Origin of the sequence: Sphingomonas citricola (assembly GCF_019429535.1) — a bacterium.
Taxonomy (GTDB): domain Bacteria; phylum Pseudomonadota; class Alphaproteobacteria; order Sphingomonadales; family Sphingomonadaceae; genus Sphingomonas; species Sphingomonas citricola.
The window spans coordinates 172,855-188,998 of the sequence record NZ_JAHXZM010000002.1 but is presented as its reverse complement, the minus strand read 5'-3'; the positions used below and the strand labels follow the sequence as shown (position 1 = coordinate 188,998).

17 protein-coding genes and 1 riboswitch are annotated in these 16,144 nt (G+C 70.3%); of the genes, 6 read left to right on the top strand and 11 right to left on the bottom strand.

Annotated elements, in window-relative coordinates; translation table 11 throughout:
• Positions 1-6: 6 nt before the first annotated feature.
• From KZ810_RS04750 to KZ810_RS04720, 7 genes are all read right to left on the bottom strand, one after another.
• Positions 7-1,122 (bottom strand): ABC transporter permease, encoded by a 1,116-nt coding sequence (locus KZ810_RS04750; RefSeq protein ID WP_219767870.1) that lies wholly within the window; start codon positions 1,120-1,122, stop codon positions 7-9.
• Entirely contained in the window at positions 1,119-2,255 is a 1,137-nt protein-coding gene (locus KZ810_RS04745) for an ABC transporter permease (protein WP_219767869.1), read from the bottom strand. The genes KZ810_RS04750 and KZ810_RS04745 overlap by 4 nt, the downstream gene beginning before the upstream one ends.
• Entirely contained in the window at positions 2,252-3,256 is a 1,005-nt protein-coding gene (locus KZ810_RS04740; protein WP_219767868.1) for an HlyD family secretion protein, read from the bottom strand. Before KZ810_RS04740 ends, KZ810_RS04745 begins: the two co-directional genes overlap by 4 nt.
• Positions 3,253-4,758, bottom strand: coding sequence for a TolC family protein (locus KZ810_RS04735; protein WP_219767867.1), 1,506 nt, complete (start codon positions 4,756-4,758; stop codon positions 3,253-3,255). The genes KZ810_RS04740 and KZ810_RS04735 overlap by 4 nt, the downstream gene beginning before the upstream one ends.
• 598 nt (positions 4,759-5,356) lie before the next feature.
• Positions 5,357-6,460: an alkene reductase gene (locus KZ810_RS04730; protein ID WP_219767866.1), complete on the bottom strand. Its 1,104-nt coding sequence runs from the start codon at positions 6,458-6,460 to the stop codon at positions 5,357-5,359.
• 188 nt (positions 6,461-6,648) lie between these two features.
• Positions 6,649-7,473 (bottom strand): 23S rRNA (adenine(2030)-N(6))-methyltransferase RlmJ, encoded by an 825-nt coding sequence (locus KZ810_RS04725; RefSeq protein WP_219767865.1) that lies wholly within the window; start codon positions 7,471-7,473, stop codon positions 6,649-6,651.
• A gap of 65 nt (positions 7,474-7,538) precedes the next feature.
• Positions 7,539-7,859: a hypothetical protein gene (locus KZ810_RS04720; RefSeq protein ID WP_219767864.1), complete on the bottom strand. Its 321-nt coding sequence runs from the start codon at positions 7,857-7,859 to the stop codon at positions 7,539-7,541.
• A gap of 130 nt (positions 7,860-7,989) precedes the next feature.
• Positions 7,990-8,210, top strand: a riboswitch (cobalamin riboswitch).
• A 124-nt stretch (positions 8,211-8,334) separates the two neighbouring features.
• On the opposite strand from KZ810_RS04720, the gene KZ810_RS04715 reads away from it, so the two are divergent.
• Genes KZ810_RS04715 through KZ810_RS04705 form a run of 3 tightly spaced genes read left to right on the top strand, consistent with a single transcriptional unit; the run spans position 8,335 to position 11,161 of the window.
• Entirely contained in the window at positions 8,335-9,318 is a 984-nt protein-coding gene (locus tag KZ810_RS04715) for a DUF1852 domain-containing protein (RefSeq protein ID WP_219767863.1), read from the top strand.
• Positions 9,319-9,347: 29 nt separating this feature from the next.
• A complete protein-coding gene (locus tag KZ810_RS04710; protein WP_219767862.1) occupies positions 9,348-10,376 on the top strand; it encodes a methionine synthase in 1,029 nt (342 codons plus the stop codon).
• Positions 10,373-11,161 carry an acyl-CoA thioesterase gene (locus tag KZ810_RS04705; protein ID WP_219767861.1) on the top strand — a complete coding sequence of 263 codons (789 nt, stop codon included), beginning with the start codon at positions 10,373-10,375 and terminating at the stop codon, positions 11,159-11,161. Before KZ810_RS04710 ends, KZ810_RS04705 begins: the two co-directional genes overlap by 4 nt.
• 47 nt (positions 11,162-11,208) lie before the next feature.
• On the opposite strand, the gene KZ810_RS04700 is transcribed toward KZ810_RS04705, so the two are convergent.
• A complete protein-coding gene (locus tag KZ810_RS04700; RefSeq protein ID WP_219767860.1) occupies positions 11,209-12,222 on the bottom strand; it encodes a DUF6624 domain-containing protein in 1,014 nt (337 codons plus the stop codon).
• Positions 12,223-12,381: 159 nt separating this feature from the next.
• Between KZ810_RS04700 and KZ810_RS04695 the strand changes: the two genes are divergently transcribed.
• Entirely contained in the window at positions 12,382-12,798 is a 417-nt protein-coding gene (locus KZ810_RS04695) for a hypothetical protein (RefSeq protein WP_219767859.1), read from the top strand.
• On the top strand, positions 12,795-13,208 hold the full coding sequence (locus tag KZ810_RS04690; RefSeq protein ID WP_219767858.1) for a hypothetical protein: 414 nt from the start codon (positions 12,795-12,797) through the stop codon (positions 13,206-13,208). The genes KZ810_RS04695 and KZ810_RS04690 overlap by 4 nt, the downstream gene beginning before the upstream one ends.
• Before the next feature lie 13 nt (positions 13,209-13,221).
• Here the strand turns inward: KZ810_RS04690 and KZ810_RS04685 are convergent, their stop codons facing one another.
• From KZ810_RS04685 to KZ810_RS04675, 3 genes are all read right to left on the bottom strand, one after another.
• Positions 13,222-13,485, bottom strand: a complete 264-nt coding sequence (locus KZ810_RS04685; RefSeq protein WP_219767857.1) for a hypothetical protein — start codon at positions 13,483-13,485, stop codon at positions 13,222-13,224.
• On the bottom strand, positions 13,482-14,003 hold the full coding sequence (locus tag KZ810_RS04680) for an SAM-dependent methyltransferase (RefSeq protein ID WP_258044444.1): 522 nt from the start codon (positions 14,001-14,003) through the stop codon (positions 13,482-13,484). The genes KZ810_RS04685 and KZ810_RS04680 overlap by 4 nt, the downstream gene beginning before the upstream one ends.
• Positions 14,004-14,490: 487 nt before the next feature.
• Positions 14,491-14,886 (bottom strand): hypothetical protein, encoded by a 396-nt coding sequence (locus KZ810_RS04675; RefSeq protein ID WP_219767856.1) that lies wholly within the window; start codon positions 14,884-14,886, stop codon positions 14,491-14,493.
• 219 nt (positions 14,887-15,105) lie between these two features.
• Here KZ810_RS04675 and KZ810_RS04670 point away from each other — a divergent pair, with 219 nt between their 5' ends.
• Entirely contained in the window at positions 15,106-16,125 is a 1,020-nt protein-coding gene (locus KZ810_RS04670; protein ID WP_308461490.1) for a LacI family DNA-binding transcriptional regulator, read from the top strand.
• Positions 16,126-16,144 lie beyond the last annotated feature (19 nt).

Here is a 16,144-nt window from a genome sequence, read left to right as displayed (position 1 = left end):
TCGCGGTCAGTCGCCGGCACGCTCGGGTTGCGCGGACGCGACGATCCGCCAATAAGCGAGCAACGAATATCCGACCGCCAGCACCGCGAGCGTCGCGAGCGGCAGCGCAACCTCGCGAACGGTCGCGCCCATCTGGTTGAGCGGCACGAAGGCGTGGACGCCCGCGGTCGAGGGAGCCAGGCGCGCGAAGGCGGCGACGAACCAAGGCATCTGATCGAGCGGATAGGTCGCCCCGGTGAGAAAGAACAACGGGACCGACGTCGGCCCCAGCATGTACATCGCGCGCTCCGACCGGTCCATCGCGCTACCCGCGAGCAGCCCCAGCGCGGCGACCGCGGTGGCGAAGACCGGCACGGCCATCACCGTGCCGACGATGCCGGTGTCGACGGGCACCCCCTGGATCCAGAACGCCAGCCCGAAGAGGAAGCAGCAGCCGAGCACACCGACCGAGGAAAAGGCCGCGAGCGTGCCGCCGAACTCCGCGGCGCGCATCCGCCACGTCCCCGCCCGCCGCCGCCCGCCCATGAAGGTCGCGGCGCCGAACAGCAGCGTCTGCTGGACGATAATGATCGCGACCGCGGGGAAGACGTACCCCTTGTAGCCGCCGGTCCGGTTGAACAGCGGCTCCCTGACGATCGTGACGGGTGCGCCGGCGCGGGTGATCTGGCCGCCCGGCAGCAGCCGCGTCTGCGCGATGTTGCGGATCACCGCGCTCACCGCCTCGCCGATCGTGCTCGCGCGCAGCAGATAGGTCGCGTTTACCCAGATCGCGACGCCCGACCCCGGCGTGCCCGCGCGCAACTGCCGCTCGAGCCCGTCGGCGATCAGGACGATCCCGTCGGCCTTGCCCCCGCGCATGTCGGCGCGCGCGGCGGCAGGGTCGGCGACGACCGCGACGACGCTGACCGCGCGGGTGGCATCGAGGTCGAGGATCATCGCGCGGCTGAGCGCGCTGTTGTCCTGATCGACGACGACGACGGGCAGCTTCTGCGGTGCCTCGTGCGCGTAGGGTGCGGGGTAATAGAAGGCGTAGAGCACGACCGACAGCAGCATCATGCTTAGAAGTGTGCGTGAGGTGAGGATCGCGTGCCACGTCGCGGCAAAGGCGCGGTCGAAGGTCATGCCCGCCGCCGCCCCGCCGCCGCGACGATCGCTGCCGCGCCGCCGCCCGCGACGACGACATAGGCGGCGAGCGACGCCATCGGTGCGACGGCGGCGGCGAGCGCCTGACCGCTCACCTGCCCCGTCTGCAGCGCGACATAATGCGTGAGCGGCAGCACGTTGCTCCAGATCCGCGCGAACGCGTGCCCGCCGTTCAGCGGCAATGTCGCACCCGAATAGGCGAGCGCCGATCCGGCGTAGACCGCGCTCGCGGACAGCGCCGTCGCGGTTTCGCGCGTCGCCGCGACCAGCAGCGCGGCGATCGCGGCGGTCGCGGCGTAGAACAGCGCCTGCCCGCCCGCGATCAGGGTCAGGCTCCCTTCGACGCGCCACCCGCGCGCGAGCGTCAGGTACAGCAGCCAGACGAGCCCCCACGCGCTGATCGCGAGGACGTAGGGCAGCATCTTTCCCACCATCGCGGGCACGACCCCGCCGCTGGCGCGTGCCCAGGCCGAGAGCGACGTGTCCCGAAGCTCGCGCCCGAGCGCCATCGCGCAGACGCAGGCGGCGTTCAGGTGCAGCACCGCGGGGAAGATCAACAGCCCCAGGAACCATTCGAAGCTGATCGGCGCGTTGCCGAGCAGCGTCGCCTCGACCGCGAAGCGACGCACACGGCTGGCGGGCACGGCGTGATTGGGCAGGCGTTCCGCGGCGATGTCGGGCAAGGCAGCGGTCACCGCGTCTTCGGCCGCGCTCGCCACCTGTCCGCCCGCGGTCAGGAAGCTGCCGTTGTAGAGGATGCGCAAAACCGCGCCGCGGTGCCGGGCGATGCCGTCGCCCAGCCCCGCCGGGATGTGCACGAACCCCATGATCCGCCCGGCGCGCACCGCGCCGACCGCGGCGGCCTCACCCTGATAGCGTCCCTCGACGCGGATCATCGGCGATGCGGCGAGCGCCCGGACGACCGCGCGGCCGGCGGTGCCCGCGTCGTCGTCGACGATGCCGAGCGGGATCTGGCGCAGCGGACCCTGCCAGAACAGCGCGGCGACGACGAAAATGAGGAGTCCGGGCAGCACGGTGATCCCGGCGAGGTCCCAGGGATCGCGGCGCAGGTGCTCGACCTCGCGCGACCACGCCCGGCGGAACGCGGTCATTGCGGCCAGTCGAACAGCACGCTCATGCCCGGGCGCAGCTTCGCGATCGGGGCCGCGGGATGGAGCCGGATCTCGAAGGTCCGCACGTCGTAGCCCGACGCCTCGCGCGTCGCGCGCCACGTCGCGAAGTCGCCGCGCGGCGCGACGAGATAGACCCTGAAGTCCGCGTTGCGCTGCAACGCCGGGATATGCCCGCGTAGCACCGAGCCGATCCCGATCGCTTGAAAGCGATCCTCGCGCAGGTTGAGCGCGACCCAGGGGTGATCGATGTCGATCACCTGATAGGCGGGGATGACGGGGCTGACGACCTCGCCAGGCTGGACGAGCTTGCGCGCGACCTCGCCCGCGATCGGCGACACGAGCCGCGTCTCCTGCCCCAGCGCGGCGGCGGTGCGCAGTCCGGCCTCGGCGATGCGGACCTGCGCGTTGGCGGCCTGCTTGCTCTGCGGACGCGCGCCCGACAGCGCCTTGACGTATTGCTGGCGCGCGGCCTCGGCGTTGCGCGCGCTGCTGTCGCGCGCCGCCGCCGCTTCGTCGCGGCGCTGCGCGGCGACGACTCCCTCGGCGTAGAGATTGGCGGTGCGCCGGCTGGTGACCGCCGCGAGGTTGGCGGCGGCCTGCGCGGCCTGCCACGTCGCGCGCAGCGTGGCGATATCCTCGGCGCGCGCGCCCTCGTTCGCCTCCGACGCGACCGCGCGCGCCGCGTCGAGCGCGCCCTGCGCCTGCGCCTGTCCGCCCGCAATCTCCGGGCTCGACAGCGTGGCGAGCAGCGTGCCCGACTGGACCCGCTGTCCCTCCTGCGCGATCAGTCGCTCGACGCGGGCGAGCGCCTTGGTCCCCACATTCACCTCGTCGGCATCGACCATGCCCTGCAATTGCTCGGGCGCGGGACGGCTCGCCAGCCATAGCCCCAGCACGACGACGGCGACGACGATCAGGGCGACGGCGATCGCGATCGGACGCGCGCGGCGCGCTGGCGATGTGGTCGGCTCGTCGCTCACTGCTCGTTCCCCAGACGCCGGTCGGCGCGCGCCAGATAGGTGGTGAAATCATCGACGCGGTGGCTCGCGGCGAGCAAGCCTGCGAGGGCGAGGTCATATTCGTACGCCGCCGCGATCCGCTGCGTCTGCGTCGTCGCGAGCGTCGCCTGCGCGTCGACGAGTGAGGAGGACGGCGTCTCGCCCTCCGCGAACGAGATCTGCTGGACCCGTAAGTTCTCGCGTGCGGCCGCCAGATTGCTATCGAGCAGCAGGAACGAGCGCCGCGCGGTTTCGGCGAGGTTCCACGCGCGCACGATCTCGACCGCGACGTCCTTGCGCGCCTGCGCCGCCGCGTCGGACGCGGCGCGTTCCTGCTCGCGCGCGGCATCGAGCGATTTTCGCCGATCGAAATTGGAGAGCAACGTGTAGCGCAGGCTGACGCCCGCGATCCAATCGGGCTCGGTCGGCAGCGCGTGGCCGCGGTTGGCGTTGTAGCTGCCGAACGCGAAGGCTTGCGGACGGTACCGTGACTTGGCCAGCCCCACGCCCGCGCGCGCGATGTCGCGCGCCGCGTCGGCGCCCTGCGCGCGCGGCGTGGCATCGACCCCGTCGAGGAAGACGCCGACGGGCGGCAGCGGTGACGAATTGACGAACAGCGGGGTCGCCGCGATCACGCCCGAAGGCTGGTCGAGCTGCCGCGCGAGGGCGTCGGCCGCACTCGCCTCCTCCAGTTGCGCGCGCAGGAACGCGCGCTCGGCGGCGTCGCGCGCGACCTGGACCTGGAGCGTGCGCGCGCGCGGAATCACGCCGTTGCGTTCGAGCTGCTGCGCGTCGGACAGGTGCCGCTCGAACCCGGCGAGCGTCTCGCGCGTCGATCGCGTCAATTGCGCGGCGACCTGCTGACCGAAATAGCCGCGCACGAGCCCGACGCGCGACAGGTCGCGCGCGCCCGCCTGCTTCGCGCGCGCGACCCCGACCGCGGCGTCCGCCCCCGCCTGCACCGCGGGGATCGCACCACCGGTGTAGAGCGGCATCGCCGCGGTGACGGTCGGGCGGAACACGGTGTCGCGCGTCTGGAAGCGCAGCGTATCGGGGATCGCGCCGAAGATCGTCGGCAATGCCGCGCCGACGCGCTGCACGACCTGCCCGACGATCTGCTGCAACCCATCGGGGAACTGACCCGGCAGTTGCGACAGGAACCCCGTCGCCGCGGTCGCCGCATCGTCGCGCGCACCCGTCAGATCGAGCGACAGCGTCTTTTGATATTCGATCACGCTGGCGGACGCGCTGACGACCGGGCGACGGAGCGTCCGCGTCGCGTCCGCGATCAACTCGCTCGCGCGGACCGCGTGATCCTCGCCCGAGAGCCCCGGCAACGTGCCGTCGATCCGGGCGAGCGCGGCATCGAAGCTGAGCGATTGCGGTGACGGCTGGGTCAATCGGGCCGGAGCAGAAGCCGGGGCCTGCGCCTGCGCGCCCGCCGCGCAGGAAAGCAGCGCGGTCGCGACCGCCACGCCGCGCATCACGCCGCCCCGCGGGGCTTCACGCACGCGGTCCTGACGACGTTCGGCCGACGACGTCGTTTCCTGCCATTGCCGAGCATTTGGTCGAACTCCGTGGGCATCGTTGCCAGCGACCGAATCTTCTCAAGCATCGGCGGCGATGACAAGAGCGATCGATCCACCCCGGCGTCACGTTTCGGGAGAGTCGGGTGGGTTCGATGCGACGGGGTCGACCGGCCCGTCGGGCTGTGCGTGCGTCCTGGCTGGCGGTGTTGATCGGACCGTCCGCGCACGCCGCCTGATGGCGCGCGGGCTGACAAGCGATGGGTGTGGATCAGCGGAGATCGGTAACTACCCGACGACGCGGCGGCGGCCGACGTCGAGCATTGCCGCCGCATATTAACCCAGCGCGCCAGCGGCACGAGCCGTTCAGCCGCCGTCGCGTCCGTCCTGCCCAATCCGAAGGAGTGGGCGATGCATCACAGACGATGCGAACGCGGGCCGACCAGCGCGTGAGGCCGATTTCTCGACCCCGCGCACCCTTTGTCGTCGCGGCACGGACATACCGCGCCGAAATCACGCCTCAGCATTGGGGGAGCGATACGCCCCCCACCCGCTCTCAGTCGCGGTCGCCGTGCATCGTCGGCCAGTCGGAATAGCCGACCGATCCGCCGCCGTACCAATAGTCCTTCGGCGCCTCGGCGAGCGGTGCGCCGGTACGCAGGCGATCGATCAGGTCGGGGTTGGCGATGAACGGGCGCCCCATGCTGAACAGGTCGGCGCCGCCGCGCGCGAGCACCTCCTCGGCGAGGTCGAGCGTATATTGGTTGTTCGCGATATAGGCGCCGTCGAACCGCTTGCGCAGCGCGGCGAAATCGACCCCGTCGGCGTCGCGCGTCTGCTGCGTCACGCCCTCGATGTCGTGGACGTAGAGCAGCCCGCGCTGCGACAGTTCGTCGACGTAGCGGCCGAAGGTCTCCATCACCTGGCTGTCGAGCGGCGTCTCACCCGGCTGCGTAGTCGCTGGCGACAGGCGGATGCCGACGCGCCCCGCGCCCCAGACGCCGACCACCGCGTCGACCACCTCGAGCGGGAAGCGCAGCCGGTTCTCGATCGACCCGCCGTAGCGGTCATCGCGCTGGTTGGTGCTGTCGCGCACGAACTGTTCGAGCAGGTAATTGTTGGCCGAATGGACCTCGACCCCGTCGAAGCCCGCCGCCTTGGCATTGGTGGCGGCGCGGCGGTAATCCTCGACGATCTGCGGGATCTCGTCGGTTTCGAGCGCGCGCGGGGTGACGTGATCCTTCATCCCGTCCTTGGTGAAGGCCTGCCCGACCGGCTTGATCGCGGACGGTGCGACCGGAGGCTCGCCGCCCTGTAGATCGGGGTGCGAGATGCGCCCGGTATGCCAGAGCTGGAGGAAGATCAGTCCGCCGCGATCGTGCACTGCCTGGACGATCGGACGCCACGCCTCGACCTGCGCATCGTTCCAGATCCCCGGGGTCATCGCGTAACCGATCGCCTGCGGCGAGATGTTGGTCGCCTCGGTGATGATGAGCCCGGCATCGGCGCGCTGCGCGTAATAGTCGGCGGCAAAGTCGGGCGGGATGCCGTTGTCGTCGGAACGGCTGCGGGTGAGCGGGGCCATGACGATGCGGTTGCGCAGCGAGAGATCGCCGATCTGCACGGGCTGCAATACCGGGGACGAGGAATGGTCGGGCATGGTCGCTGTTATCCGTCGAACAGGGGTGGAACGGTCGACAGGAACGGACGAGCGACCACATCGGTCCCATGAATACGTCGCCGTGAATCTACGACCCGTCGAGGCGGGCATGACCGACGTGCCGCTGAACGATCGCTCGCCCCAGTCCTACTCCCGCGCGACCGGTGCCGCCCCCTCCAGAGGTTCGGTCAAAGCCAGTGGACGGAAATCTCGCCCCGATGCCCCTCGGGCGCGAGCGTGCGCCGTAGTGCCTCGAGCAGCGGCGGCAGCGCTTGCGTGAACGCGTAGGGCGGGTTGACGATGAACAGCCCCGCGCCGTTGTACACCCCGGGCAGGTCGGCGTCGTAGAGCCAGTGTTCGATGCTCAGGAATTTGGGGATCGCGAGCGCGCGCAACTGCTCCTTCCACCGTTGATGCACCCCGCGATCCTTCAGCGGGTACCAGATCACGGTGACGCCGTGCCCCCATTTGCGCTGCGCGAGCCCCAGCGTCGTGACGATGCGGGCGCGTTCGTCGAGTTGCTCGTACGGCGGGTCGACCACCACCACGCCGCGCGCGGTGCGCGGCGGCACCATCGCGAGCCAGAATTCGTACGCGTCGCGCTCGTGCACCGCAGCCGGGGTGTCGCGCATCGCACCGCGCAGGGTCTGCGCATCGGCCGGGTGTTTCTCGTTCAGGATCAGCGCGTCCTGCGCGCGCAGCAGTTGCGCGAGGAAGCGCGGCGAACCGGGGTAGAGTTTCGGGTCGTCCGCGACGTTCACCGCGCGGACGGCAGCACGGTAATCGTCGAGCAGCACGTCCGGCTCGGCAAAGGCGCGCACCACGCCGTGGACGGCCTCGCCCGTCCGCTGCGCTTCGTCGCCCGCCAGGTCGTACAGCCCGCACCCCGCATGCGTGTCGATCAGCGTCAGCGCGCCCTCTTTCAACTGCAAGGCACGCACGATCGCGATCAGCAGCGCGTGCTTGACGACATCGGCGCTGTTGCCCGCGTGAAAGGAATGACGATAATTCACTGCAACCCCGAAATGCTGCTGATTAATCGGTGACGTATCGCGCGCGCCGGCAAGGCGCGCGCGCGTCAATTACCCTGCGCGTCGACCGTGAACACGACCGGCTTGCCGCGCGACATCGGCTCCCACCCGGCCGACAGCGCGGCGCGGACGCAGCGCGCGATCGTCGCATCGTCCAACTGGAGCCGCCCGCGCGGCAGACCTTTCAGCAACCGTTTGGGCGGCGGGAATTCGACCCAGGCCGCGCGCTTGCCACCCTGCGCGACCAGCGCGATCGTCATGCCCTTCCAGCCTTCGTCGTCCGATTGATGCGGTTCGCGCTGGAGGTGCCATTCGTACGCGGCGCCGTCGACGTCGACGGTGCCGTCGGTGCTGTGGGTTTTCGACATCACGGCGCCCGTAGCACGCCGGTGAGATCCACGCACGGTGCGGGAGGAATCGGATGCTTTCCCTTCTCACCGTCGGCACAACATATAAAGAATTCTTTATATCTCGGTTGACAGGCGTGCTCCGGTGGTGTTGGATCAGGGCGTCGAGGTTCCCCATCCCAGGCATGGCGGTGGGGCTAAGACGGGAAGCCGGTGGTGTCCCCAGGGACAGAATCCGGCGCTGCCCCCGCAACTGTAAGCGGCGAGCGGCGGCTCCATCATGTGTCACTGGGCTCTGCACCGAGCCTGGGAAGGCCGGAGCCACCGTGTTGACCCGTGAGCCAGGAGACCTGCCTTCGGCGCGATAACGTTCCTCGGACGGGGGTTCCTCCGACGGATCGCGCTTGAAAGGCAAGGCCTGGGCGTCGGTGCGCGTCCGCGGGGCCTCGCCGTGCGCGCTCCTCTGCCCCCCTGCCCGACAAGAAGCAGGTGAGACATGAGTGGCGACGTCACGTTCACGATCAGCAGCATCCCGTTCGACGAGGATTATCGGCCCGCCGACAACACGCGGATCACGACCAATTTTGCCAATCTGGCGCGCGGCGCGTCCCGGCAGGCCAACCTGCGCAACACGCTGGCGATGATCAACAACCGCTTCAATTCGCTGATGCACTGGGACAACCCCGCAGGGGACCGGTACGCGGTCGCCCTGTCGATCGTCACGGTCGAGCTCGGGCTGGACGACGCACGCGCGGACGAGCGCTTTCCGCTGATCGAGATGCTGGAGACGGTGGTCACCGACCGGCGCTCGGGCGCGCGGATCGGCGGCATGGTCGGCAACAATTTCTCGTCCTACATCCGCGACTATGATTTCAGCGTGGTCCTGCCCGACCATCTGCGCGATCACCCCGGCAGCAGCGCCCCGGCGGGGTTCGGCGATCTCCACGGCAACCTGTTCCGGCATTTCCTGCGCGCGGGCGCGTACCGCGACCGGTTCGCGAAGCCCCCCGTCATCTGCCTGAGCGTATCGAGCCGGGAGGTGTATCACCGCACCGCGAACGCGCATCCGGTGCTGGGGATCGAATATCGCAACGACCGCCACTCCGCCACCGACGCGTATTTCGCGAAAATGGGGATGACGGTGCGCTACTTCATGCCACCCCACGCGGTCGCACCGCTCGCCTTCTACCATGTCGGCGACCTGCCCGACGATTACACCCATCTCGAACTGGCAAGCACGATCGCCACGATGGAGACGTTCCAGAAGATCTACCGGCCCGAGATCTACAACGCGAACTCGGTCGCGGCGCACGATTATCGACCGAGCCTGAACGACCAGGACTTCTCGCTGACGCGCATCGTCTACGACCGCGAGGAGCGCAGCCGGCTGGCGCTCGAACAGGGGCGCTTCGCCGAGGAGCATTTCATCAGGCCCCACGCCGCGCTCCTCGCGCGCTGGTCCGCGACCGCCGCGGCCTGACACCCCCCTTCGACAAAGGTACCCGATCAATGACGACGTTGTTGCCCACCACCACCGCGGGCAGCCTGCCCAAGCCCGTGTGGCTCGCCGAGCCCGGGACATTGTGGTCGCCGTGGAAGCTCGCCGGCCACGACCTCGACGCGGGCAAGCGCGACGCGTTGCGCCTTGCCGTCGACGATCAGCGGCAGGCCGGCATCACGATCCTCGGCGACGGCGAGCAGACGCGCCAGCATTTCGTGACGACGTTCGTCGAGCATCTGGCCGGCGTCGATTTCGAGCAGCGCCGCACCGTCCGCATCCGCGACCGCTACGATGCAAGCGTGCCGAGCGTCGTCGGCGCGGTATCGCGCCCCGCCCCCGTGTTCGTCGACGACGCGCGCTATCTGCGCGCGCAGACCGATCAGCCGATCAAATGGACGCTGCCAGGGCCGATGACGATGATCGATACGCTCTACGACGCGCATTACCGCAGCCGCGAGCGGCTGGCGTGGGAGTTCGCGTGCATCCTGAACGAGGAAGCGCGCGAGCTGGAGGCCGCGGGCGTCGACATCATCCAGTTCGACGAACCCGCGTTCAACGTCTTCTTCGACGAAGCGAACGACTGGGGGATCGCGACGCTGGAGCGCGCCGCGAAGGGGCTGAAGGCGCAGACCGCGGTTCACATCTGCTACGGCTACGGCATCAAGGCCAATACCGAGTGGAAGAAGACGCTGGGCGCGGAATGGCGCCAGTATGAGCAGACCTTCCCCAATCTCCAGCGATCGACGATCGACATCATCTCGCTCGAATGCCGAAATTCGCGCGTGCCGATGGACCTGATCGAGCTCGTCCGCGGCAAGACGGTGATGGTCGGCGCGATCGACGTCGCGACCGACACCGTCGAGACGCCCGACGAGGTCGCGGAGACGCTGCGTGCGGCGCTGCGCTTCGTCGATGCCGACAAGCTGATGCCCGCGACCAATTGCGGCATGGCGCCGCTGTCGCGCGACGTCGCGCTGGGCAAGCTGCGCGCGCTCGGCGCGGGCGCGGCGATCGTCCGCCGCGAGCTCGGCGCATGACGACCGCCGCGGCGCACGCGACCGCACGCCGCGTGCGGTTGATCGACATGGTGTTTCCCGGCGACACGAACCACCACGGCACTTTGTTCGGCGGGGTGGCGCTGGCGCACATGGACAAGGTCGCGTTCCTGGCCGCGTCGCGCCACGGTCGCGCGCCGTTCGTCACCGCAGCATCGGAGAAGATCGACTTCGCCGCGCCGGCGCGCGCGGGCGACATGGTGGAGGTTACCGGCCGCGTGATCCGGGTCGGCACCAGCGCGCTCGACGTCGAGGTCGAGCTGGTGGCCGAAGCGCCCGTTACGGGGGAGCGGCGGTTGTGCACGCGGGGTCGCTTCACATTGGTCGCGCAGAAGGGGCCGCAGACCCGCCTGCCGCTCCCGCCGATCGAGCCGGGCGCGGCCGAGGAGGCGGACGATGCGGGCACGCCGCTTCACCTCGCCGACATGGTCTTTCCCGGCCAGACCAATCATTACGGCACGCTCTACGGCGGCGATGCGCTCAAGATGATGGGCAAGGCGGCGTTCATCGCCGCGACGCGGCACGCGCGCGCGGTCATGGTGATGGCGGCATCCGACCGCGTCGATTTCACCTCACCGATCCGCGAGGGGGAGATGGTGGAACTCATCGCCGCGGTGCGGATGACGGGACGCAGTTCGGTCCGGGTGGAGGTCGCGCTATGGGCCGAGGATCTGCTGCGCGGCGACCGGCGTCACGCAGCGACCGCCCTGTTCACGATGGTGAGCGTCGGCCCCGACGGCCGCGCCAAGCCGATCGACCGCGGGTGAGCTAGTCGGCTGGGTGGTCGAGTTCCGGCGGGCTTAAGCGGCAATCGTCATTGTTCGTCGGGCGCGAACAGGTCGGGACAGCGTTTGCCGTGGTACAAGGCGGCGAGCTCATCGGCGTAGCGTTGCAGCGGCTTCAGCCCCATCGCCGCACGCCGACGATCGACGCCAGCGTGATCCTCGGTCCGGCTCGCCGCCAGACAGCCGTCCTTGGTCGTGTCGAACTGCGTCGCGTATCGCTGCGGTCGTTTCTCGGCGAGCGCGACGCGGTCCCACAGCAACGCGTAATTCGACCCCGATGCCTCGCCCGCCGCCACCAGCGGCTCCATCAGCGTCAGCACCGCGCGCTGGAACGCGGGTTCGTCGTCGGCGTGCTGCGCGAGCAGCCAGGCGTCGTTCGCGGCCTCGCGCCCGTCGCGCGATACCGTCGGCCATTCCTTGCGCGCCACCACGCCTTGCAGGAACGCGGTGTTGTCGCGATCGACGTGGCACATCCGGCTCCAGAACCGCCACCCGATCGCCTCTGCGGTCGCGGCGTCGTGCTCGCGCGCGAACTCGGCCTCGCGCCACGCCTGATCGACCGCGACGCGCGTGGCGAGCGCGCGGCCGAGTGGCGTCGGGCGCGATGCGGCGTCGCCCCGCGCCGCCCTGGTCCGCGCCGCCCTGGTCCGCGCCGCCTCCAGGCTGACCGCGTCGGCGTAGTTGCGCTCGACATCGCGCCAGATCCGGTCGGCCTGGGCGCGGTCGTTCGCGTGCGCGGCGGCGACCGTCATCGCGCGCACCAGGCTCTTGTGGTCGGCGTTCCAGCACCGCGTGCGCTCGCGCCAGCGCGGCTTGCCGAGCGGATCGACGCCTACCTCGACGTAATGACGCGCGCGCTCCGCGGGCGTTATCGCCTTGGCCCATCCGCGCAGCGCGTCGAACCGGTCGGCGTGATCGCGATCGAACCGCGCGTCGGCCACCTCATCGAACGACACCGGCCGGCCGTCGGCGGCACGCGCGGCGAGATCGGGCGCGGGCCGGGCGGCGGCGAGCACTCCGGCAATGACGAAAGATACGATCATGCCGCACGATAGCGCGCGCCGATCACCGCGCCACCGCTTTGTCGCGCCCACGCTCGCGCGGGTTCACCGCACCGCCCCTTGCCGGTCGGCCGCCGGGCGTTCACCGGTCGTCAAACCTGCGCACGCTAGGTCGAGGGAAATACGAGCGGGAGGGGATGAATGGGGAAACTGGCGGTCGGGGTCGTGGCGCTGTCGCTGGCGGGGTGCACGGTCGAGCGGGTCGGGCCGCCCGGTGTTGCGCTCACCCGCCCCGTTCGCGTGAAAGCGCGCGAGGTCCGCGTGTTCGAGAGCGCATCGGCTGTCCCCGGGCGATTCTCGTTCGTCGACGACCTCGACATCCGCGATGACGGCAGCGACTATCCCGACGTGCTCGAGAAGCGGCTGCGCGAGCTGGCGGGCAGCCGCGGCGCCAACGCGATCATTCTCGATCCCTTGAACCGCAAACCCAACGGCACGCGCGTCGTCACCGGCCTGACGCTCGACGATCCGTTCGCGCATTTCCGCGGCACCGCGATCTGGATCGGCGACGGCGCGCGACCGGTGACCGATCTGGGGACGCGGGGCGGCGAACGATGACGACGCGGCGCGGCCTGATCGCGCTGGGGGTGATCGCGATATCGCTCGCCGCGTGCGCGGTAGGCCCCGCGACGCCGCGCGGCATCGCGCTCGCCGAACCACGTGTGCGGCATGAGGGCGGTGTCGCGATCTATACGCGAATGGGCGAAATCCCCGCGCCGATGCGCGCGCTCGGCCGGGTCGAGATCGCCAACGACGGTCGCGAACGCGCCGCGATCGAGCGCGCGCTGGCGCAGTCGGCCGCGCGAATGGGCGCGAACGCGATTCTCCTCGATTCGCGCAATCGTTGGGCGCTCGGCACCGCCTATCCGCTCGACGCGCCGGACGGGTTCGATCCATCCCGCGTCAGCCGCGCGACCGCGATCCTGGCGCTGCCCGGCGAGGCGACCGCGACGCACCCCGCCGGATAAACGCGAACGGTCGTCAATGACCGAACCCGTCGTCGCCCTGCCCGCGGCGGCGGACGCGCTCGGCGTGGACGACGTCGACGGTGTGGCTATGCCCCCGCCGCTCGGCGCGCAGCACCTGACCGACGCGCTTGCCGTGGATCATCAGCGGCAGGCCGAGCAGCGCGAGCGGGAAGAACACGATCAGCGCCGGCGAACCGTCGAGCGCGAGGCAGATCGCGCAACACGAGGCGAGCAACGCGAAGCCGCCGGCCTTCCATTGCAGGTCGCGGCGCGTCACGCGGCCCTCGCCTGCGCTGGAGCAGTGGGAGCGTCGGCGATGACGCGCTCACCCGCCGCCGCGACGCGCCGGTGGACCTCGGGGCGGTCGTCGCCTGCGCGGCCGCCGTGCCACAGCACGATGTCGGCGGGGAAATCGGCCTCGCTCGCGAGTGCGTCGACTATGTCGCCCACCTCGAACGACAGCCCGATCGAGGGATCGCAAAGCCTGGCGGCGGCGGCGCGGGCGCGCCCAATCATCGCGGGCGCGCGGTCGATGCCGCGCCCCTCGATCGCGGTGAAGCCGAGCGCGCCGGCATGGCGGACCGCTGCGATCAGCAGCGTGCCGCATCGGCACTCGGCGTCGACGATACGGACGCTTCGTCGGCGCTGCCGCCGCAGCTCGGCGAGCGCCGCGCAGATCGCATTCCAGCGCGCGTCGTGGCGCGCGGCGCGGTTGTCCGGCGCGTGCGATGCGCGGACGGGCATCGTCGGGCATCGACGTGGGAGGGCGACGACGACTTCGAGCATGTTTGCCATGTCGGTATCCTCAGGCAGCACGCACGGCGGCGACTACGTCGATCGCGCCATCCGCGATCGGGGTGAACCGCGGTACCGGACTGACCGGACGGCGCGTGCGGAGCATCGCTCGCCCCGCCTTGGCGACGCTGATAGCGGCGATGCCTTGCTCCCGCTCGAGCCATCGGCCCGCCCGCTGCCTCACATGAGTGATCGTCCCGCGTTCATCGGGCTCCTGATCGGATACGGACGCCATGTCGCCTCTTCAACCTCGAATGACCGAGCGTTCGTCGCTCGACGCACGAGCTACGATTTGGCGCATAGCGTTTCGAGATCGATTCCCGGAAAGCGCATAGTGTGCGCGTAGTGGGACGCTCGGTTGGTCGCATCCGACAGGGTGAGCAGACCGAGCGCAGCGGCGGTGCGGCGGCGGTCTGTATGTGCGGCACGGTCCGGTCCGGTGACCGGCGTGCTGCGCGCGATCGCGGCGGATCGCGCCGCGGTTCGGTCAGCTCACCGAACCCGCGTAGGACGGGCGGACGACCGCGGACGCCGCCGACCATTGCCCCTGCCCGTGAGACGCGACCCCGCTCGTCGCGTGGATCGCGTCGATACCGACCTTGCGCGCCGCCGCGATCGACACGCTCGGATCGGCCCGCCCCCGCCAGCGCGCGCTGACCTCGACCTCATCGAAGAGATGACGGCCGAGCGCGGCCATCGCGCTACCGGCGCTCGCCGCCATGAAACCGACCGCGGCGATCGCGAGCGTGGGCAGGCCCGCCTCGCGCGGCGCCACGTGCATCGCGATCAGCCGCGCGATCGCGGCGTAACCGATCCAGCCGAAAAGAAGTCCCGCGGCGCGCAGACCGACGTCGGCGCGCCGCGACCGATGCCACGCCGCCATGCCACAATCCCCGATGTGGCGATCCAGCTATCGCGCACGACGTAGCATTGCGAGATCGATTCCGGCTTATCGCATAGCGCGCGCATAAAGATGCGATCGCGCGGCAGGATCAGCATGATCGCACTCGCGGAAAGGCTCGGGCAGCGCGCCGGGCCGTGCTGCACCGGCTGCCGCGCGTAAATTTCCGAGAACGGCGGCCTCGCTACGGCAACGCGCGGCGTGGCGCATCGGGCGAAAGCGCGGTACGTCGGCGCGATGAAGCTCGCCGATCTCGCCGCATTGGCCGGGGTATCCACGTCCACCGTGTCACGCGCGCTCGCCGGACATCCCTCGATCAGCGCGGCAACGCAGGCGCGCGTGAAAGCACTGGCGCGCGAGCACGACGTGCGTCCCAACCAGCTCGCGCGCAATCTGCGGTTGAAGAGCACCGGCGCGATCGGGCTCGCGCTGCCGCTGGGGCACGCGCGGACGCAGCATCTGACCGATCCGTTCTTCCTGACGCTGCTCGGCTTCCTCGCCGATCTGCTGGTCGAGCGCGGCTACGACATCCTGTTGTCGCGCGTCATTCCCGACAGCGACGACTGGCTCGACCGGCTGATCGACAGCGGGCGGATCGACGGGCTGTTGCTGGTCGGGCAATCCGATCAATCGGCGGTGATCGAGCGGGCGGCGGCGCGGTATCGCCCGCTGGTCGTCTGGGGTGCGAACCGACCCGGGCAGCAGCAGGTGACGATCGGGTCCGACAATGTCGAGGGCGGGCGGATCGCGGCCGCGCGGCTGATCGCGCACGGTCGACGGCGGCTGCTGTTCGTCGGCGACCCCGCCCCACCCGAATTCGCCGACCGGCTGGCGGGCTTTCGCCGCGGCGCGGACGCGGCGGGCCTCGCCGTCGACGTGCTCGAAACCGCGATGACGCCCGACGCGGTGCACGCCGCGCTCGCACAGCAGCTGTCGCGCGGCGCCGTGCCCGACGGCATCTTCGCTGCGTCCGACATCGTCGCGATGACCGCGCTCAGGACGCTCGCGGAAGCGGGCATCGACGTGCCGCGCGACGCCGCGGTGATCGGGTACGACGACGTCACGCTCGCGGCGCACACCTCGCCCCCGCTCACCACGATCCGCCAGGATCTGCAGGCGGGTGCGCAGATGATGGTCGACGCGCTGCTCGCGCGGATCGCGGGCGACGACGCTTCGTCGGCGATCATCCCCCCCGAACTCGTCGCACGCGCCTCCGCCTAAACGCGCTCCTGTCGCCATC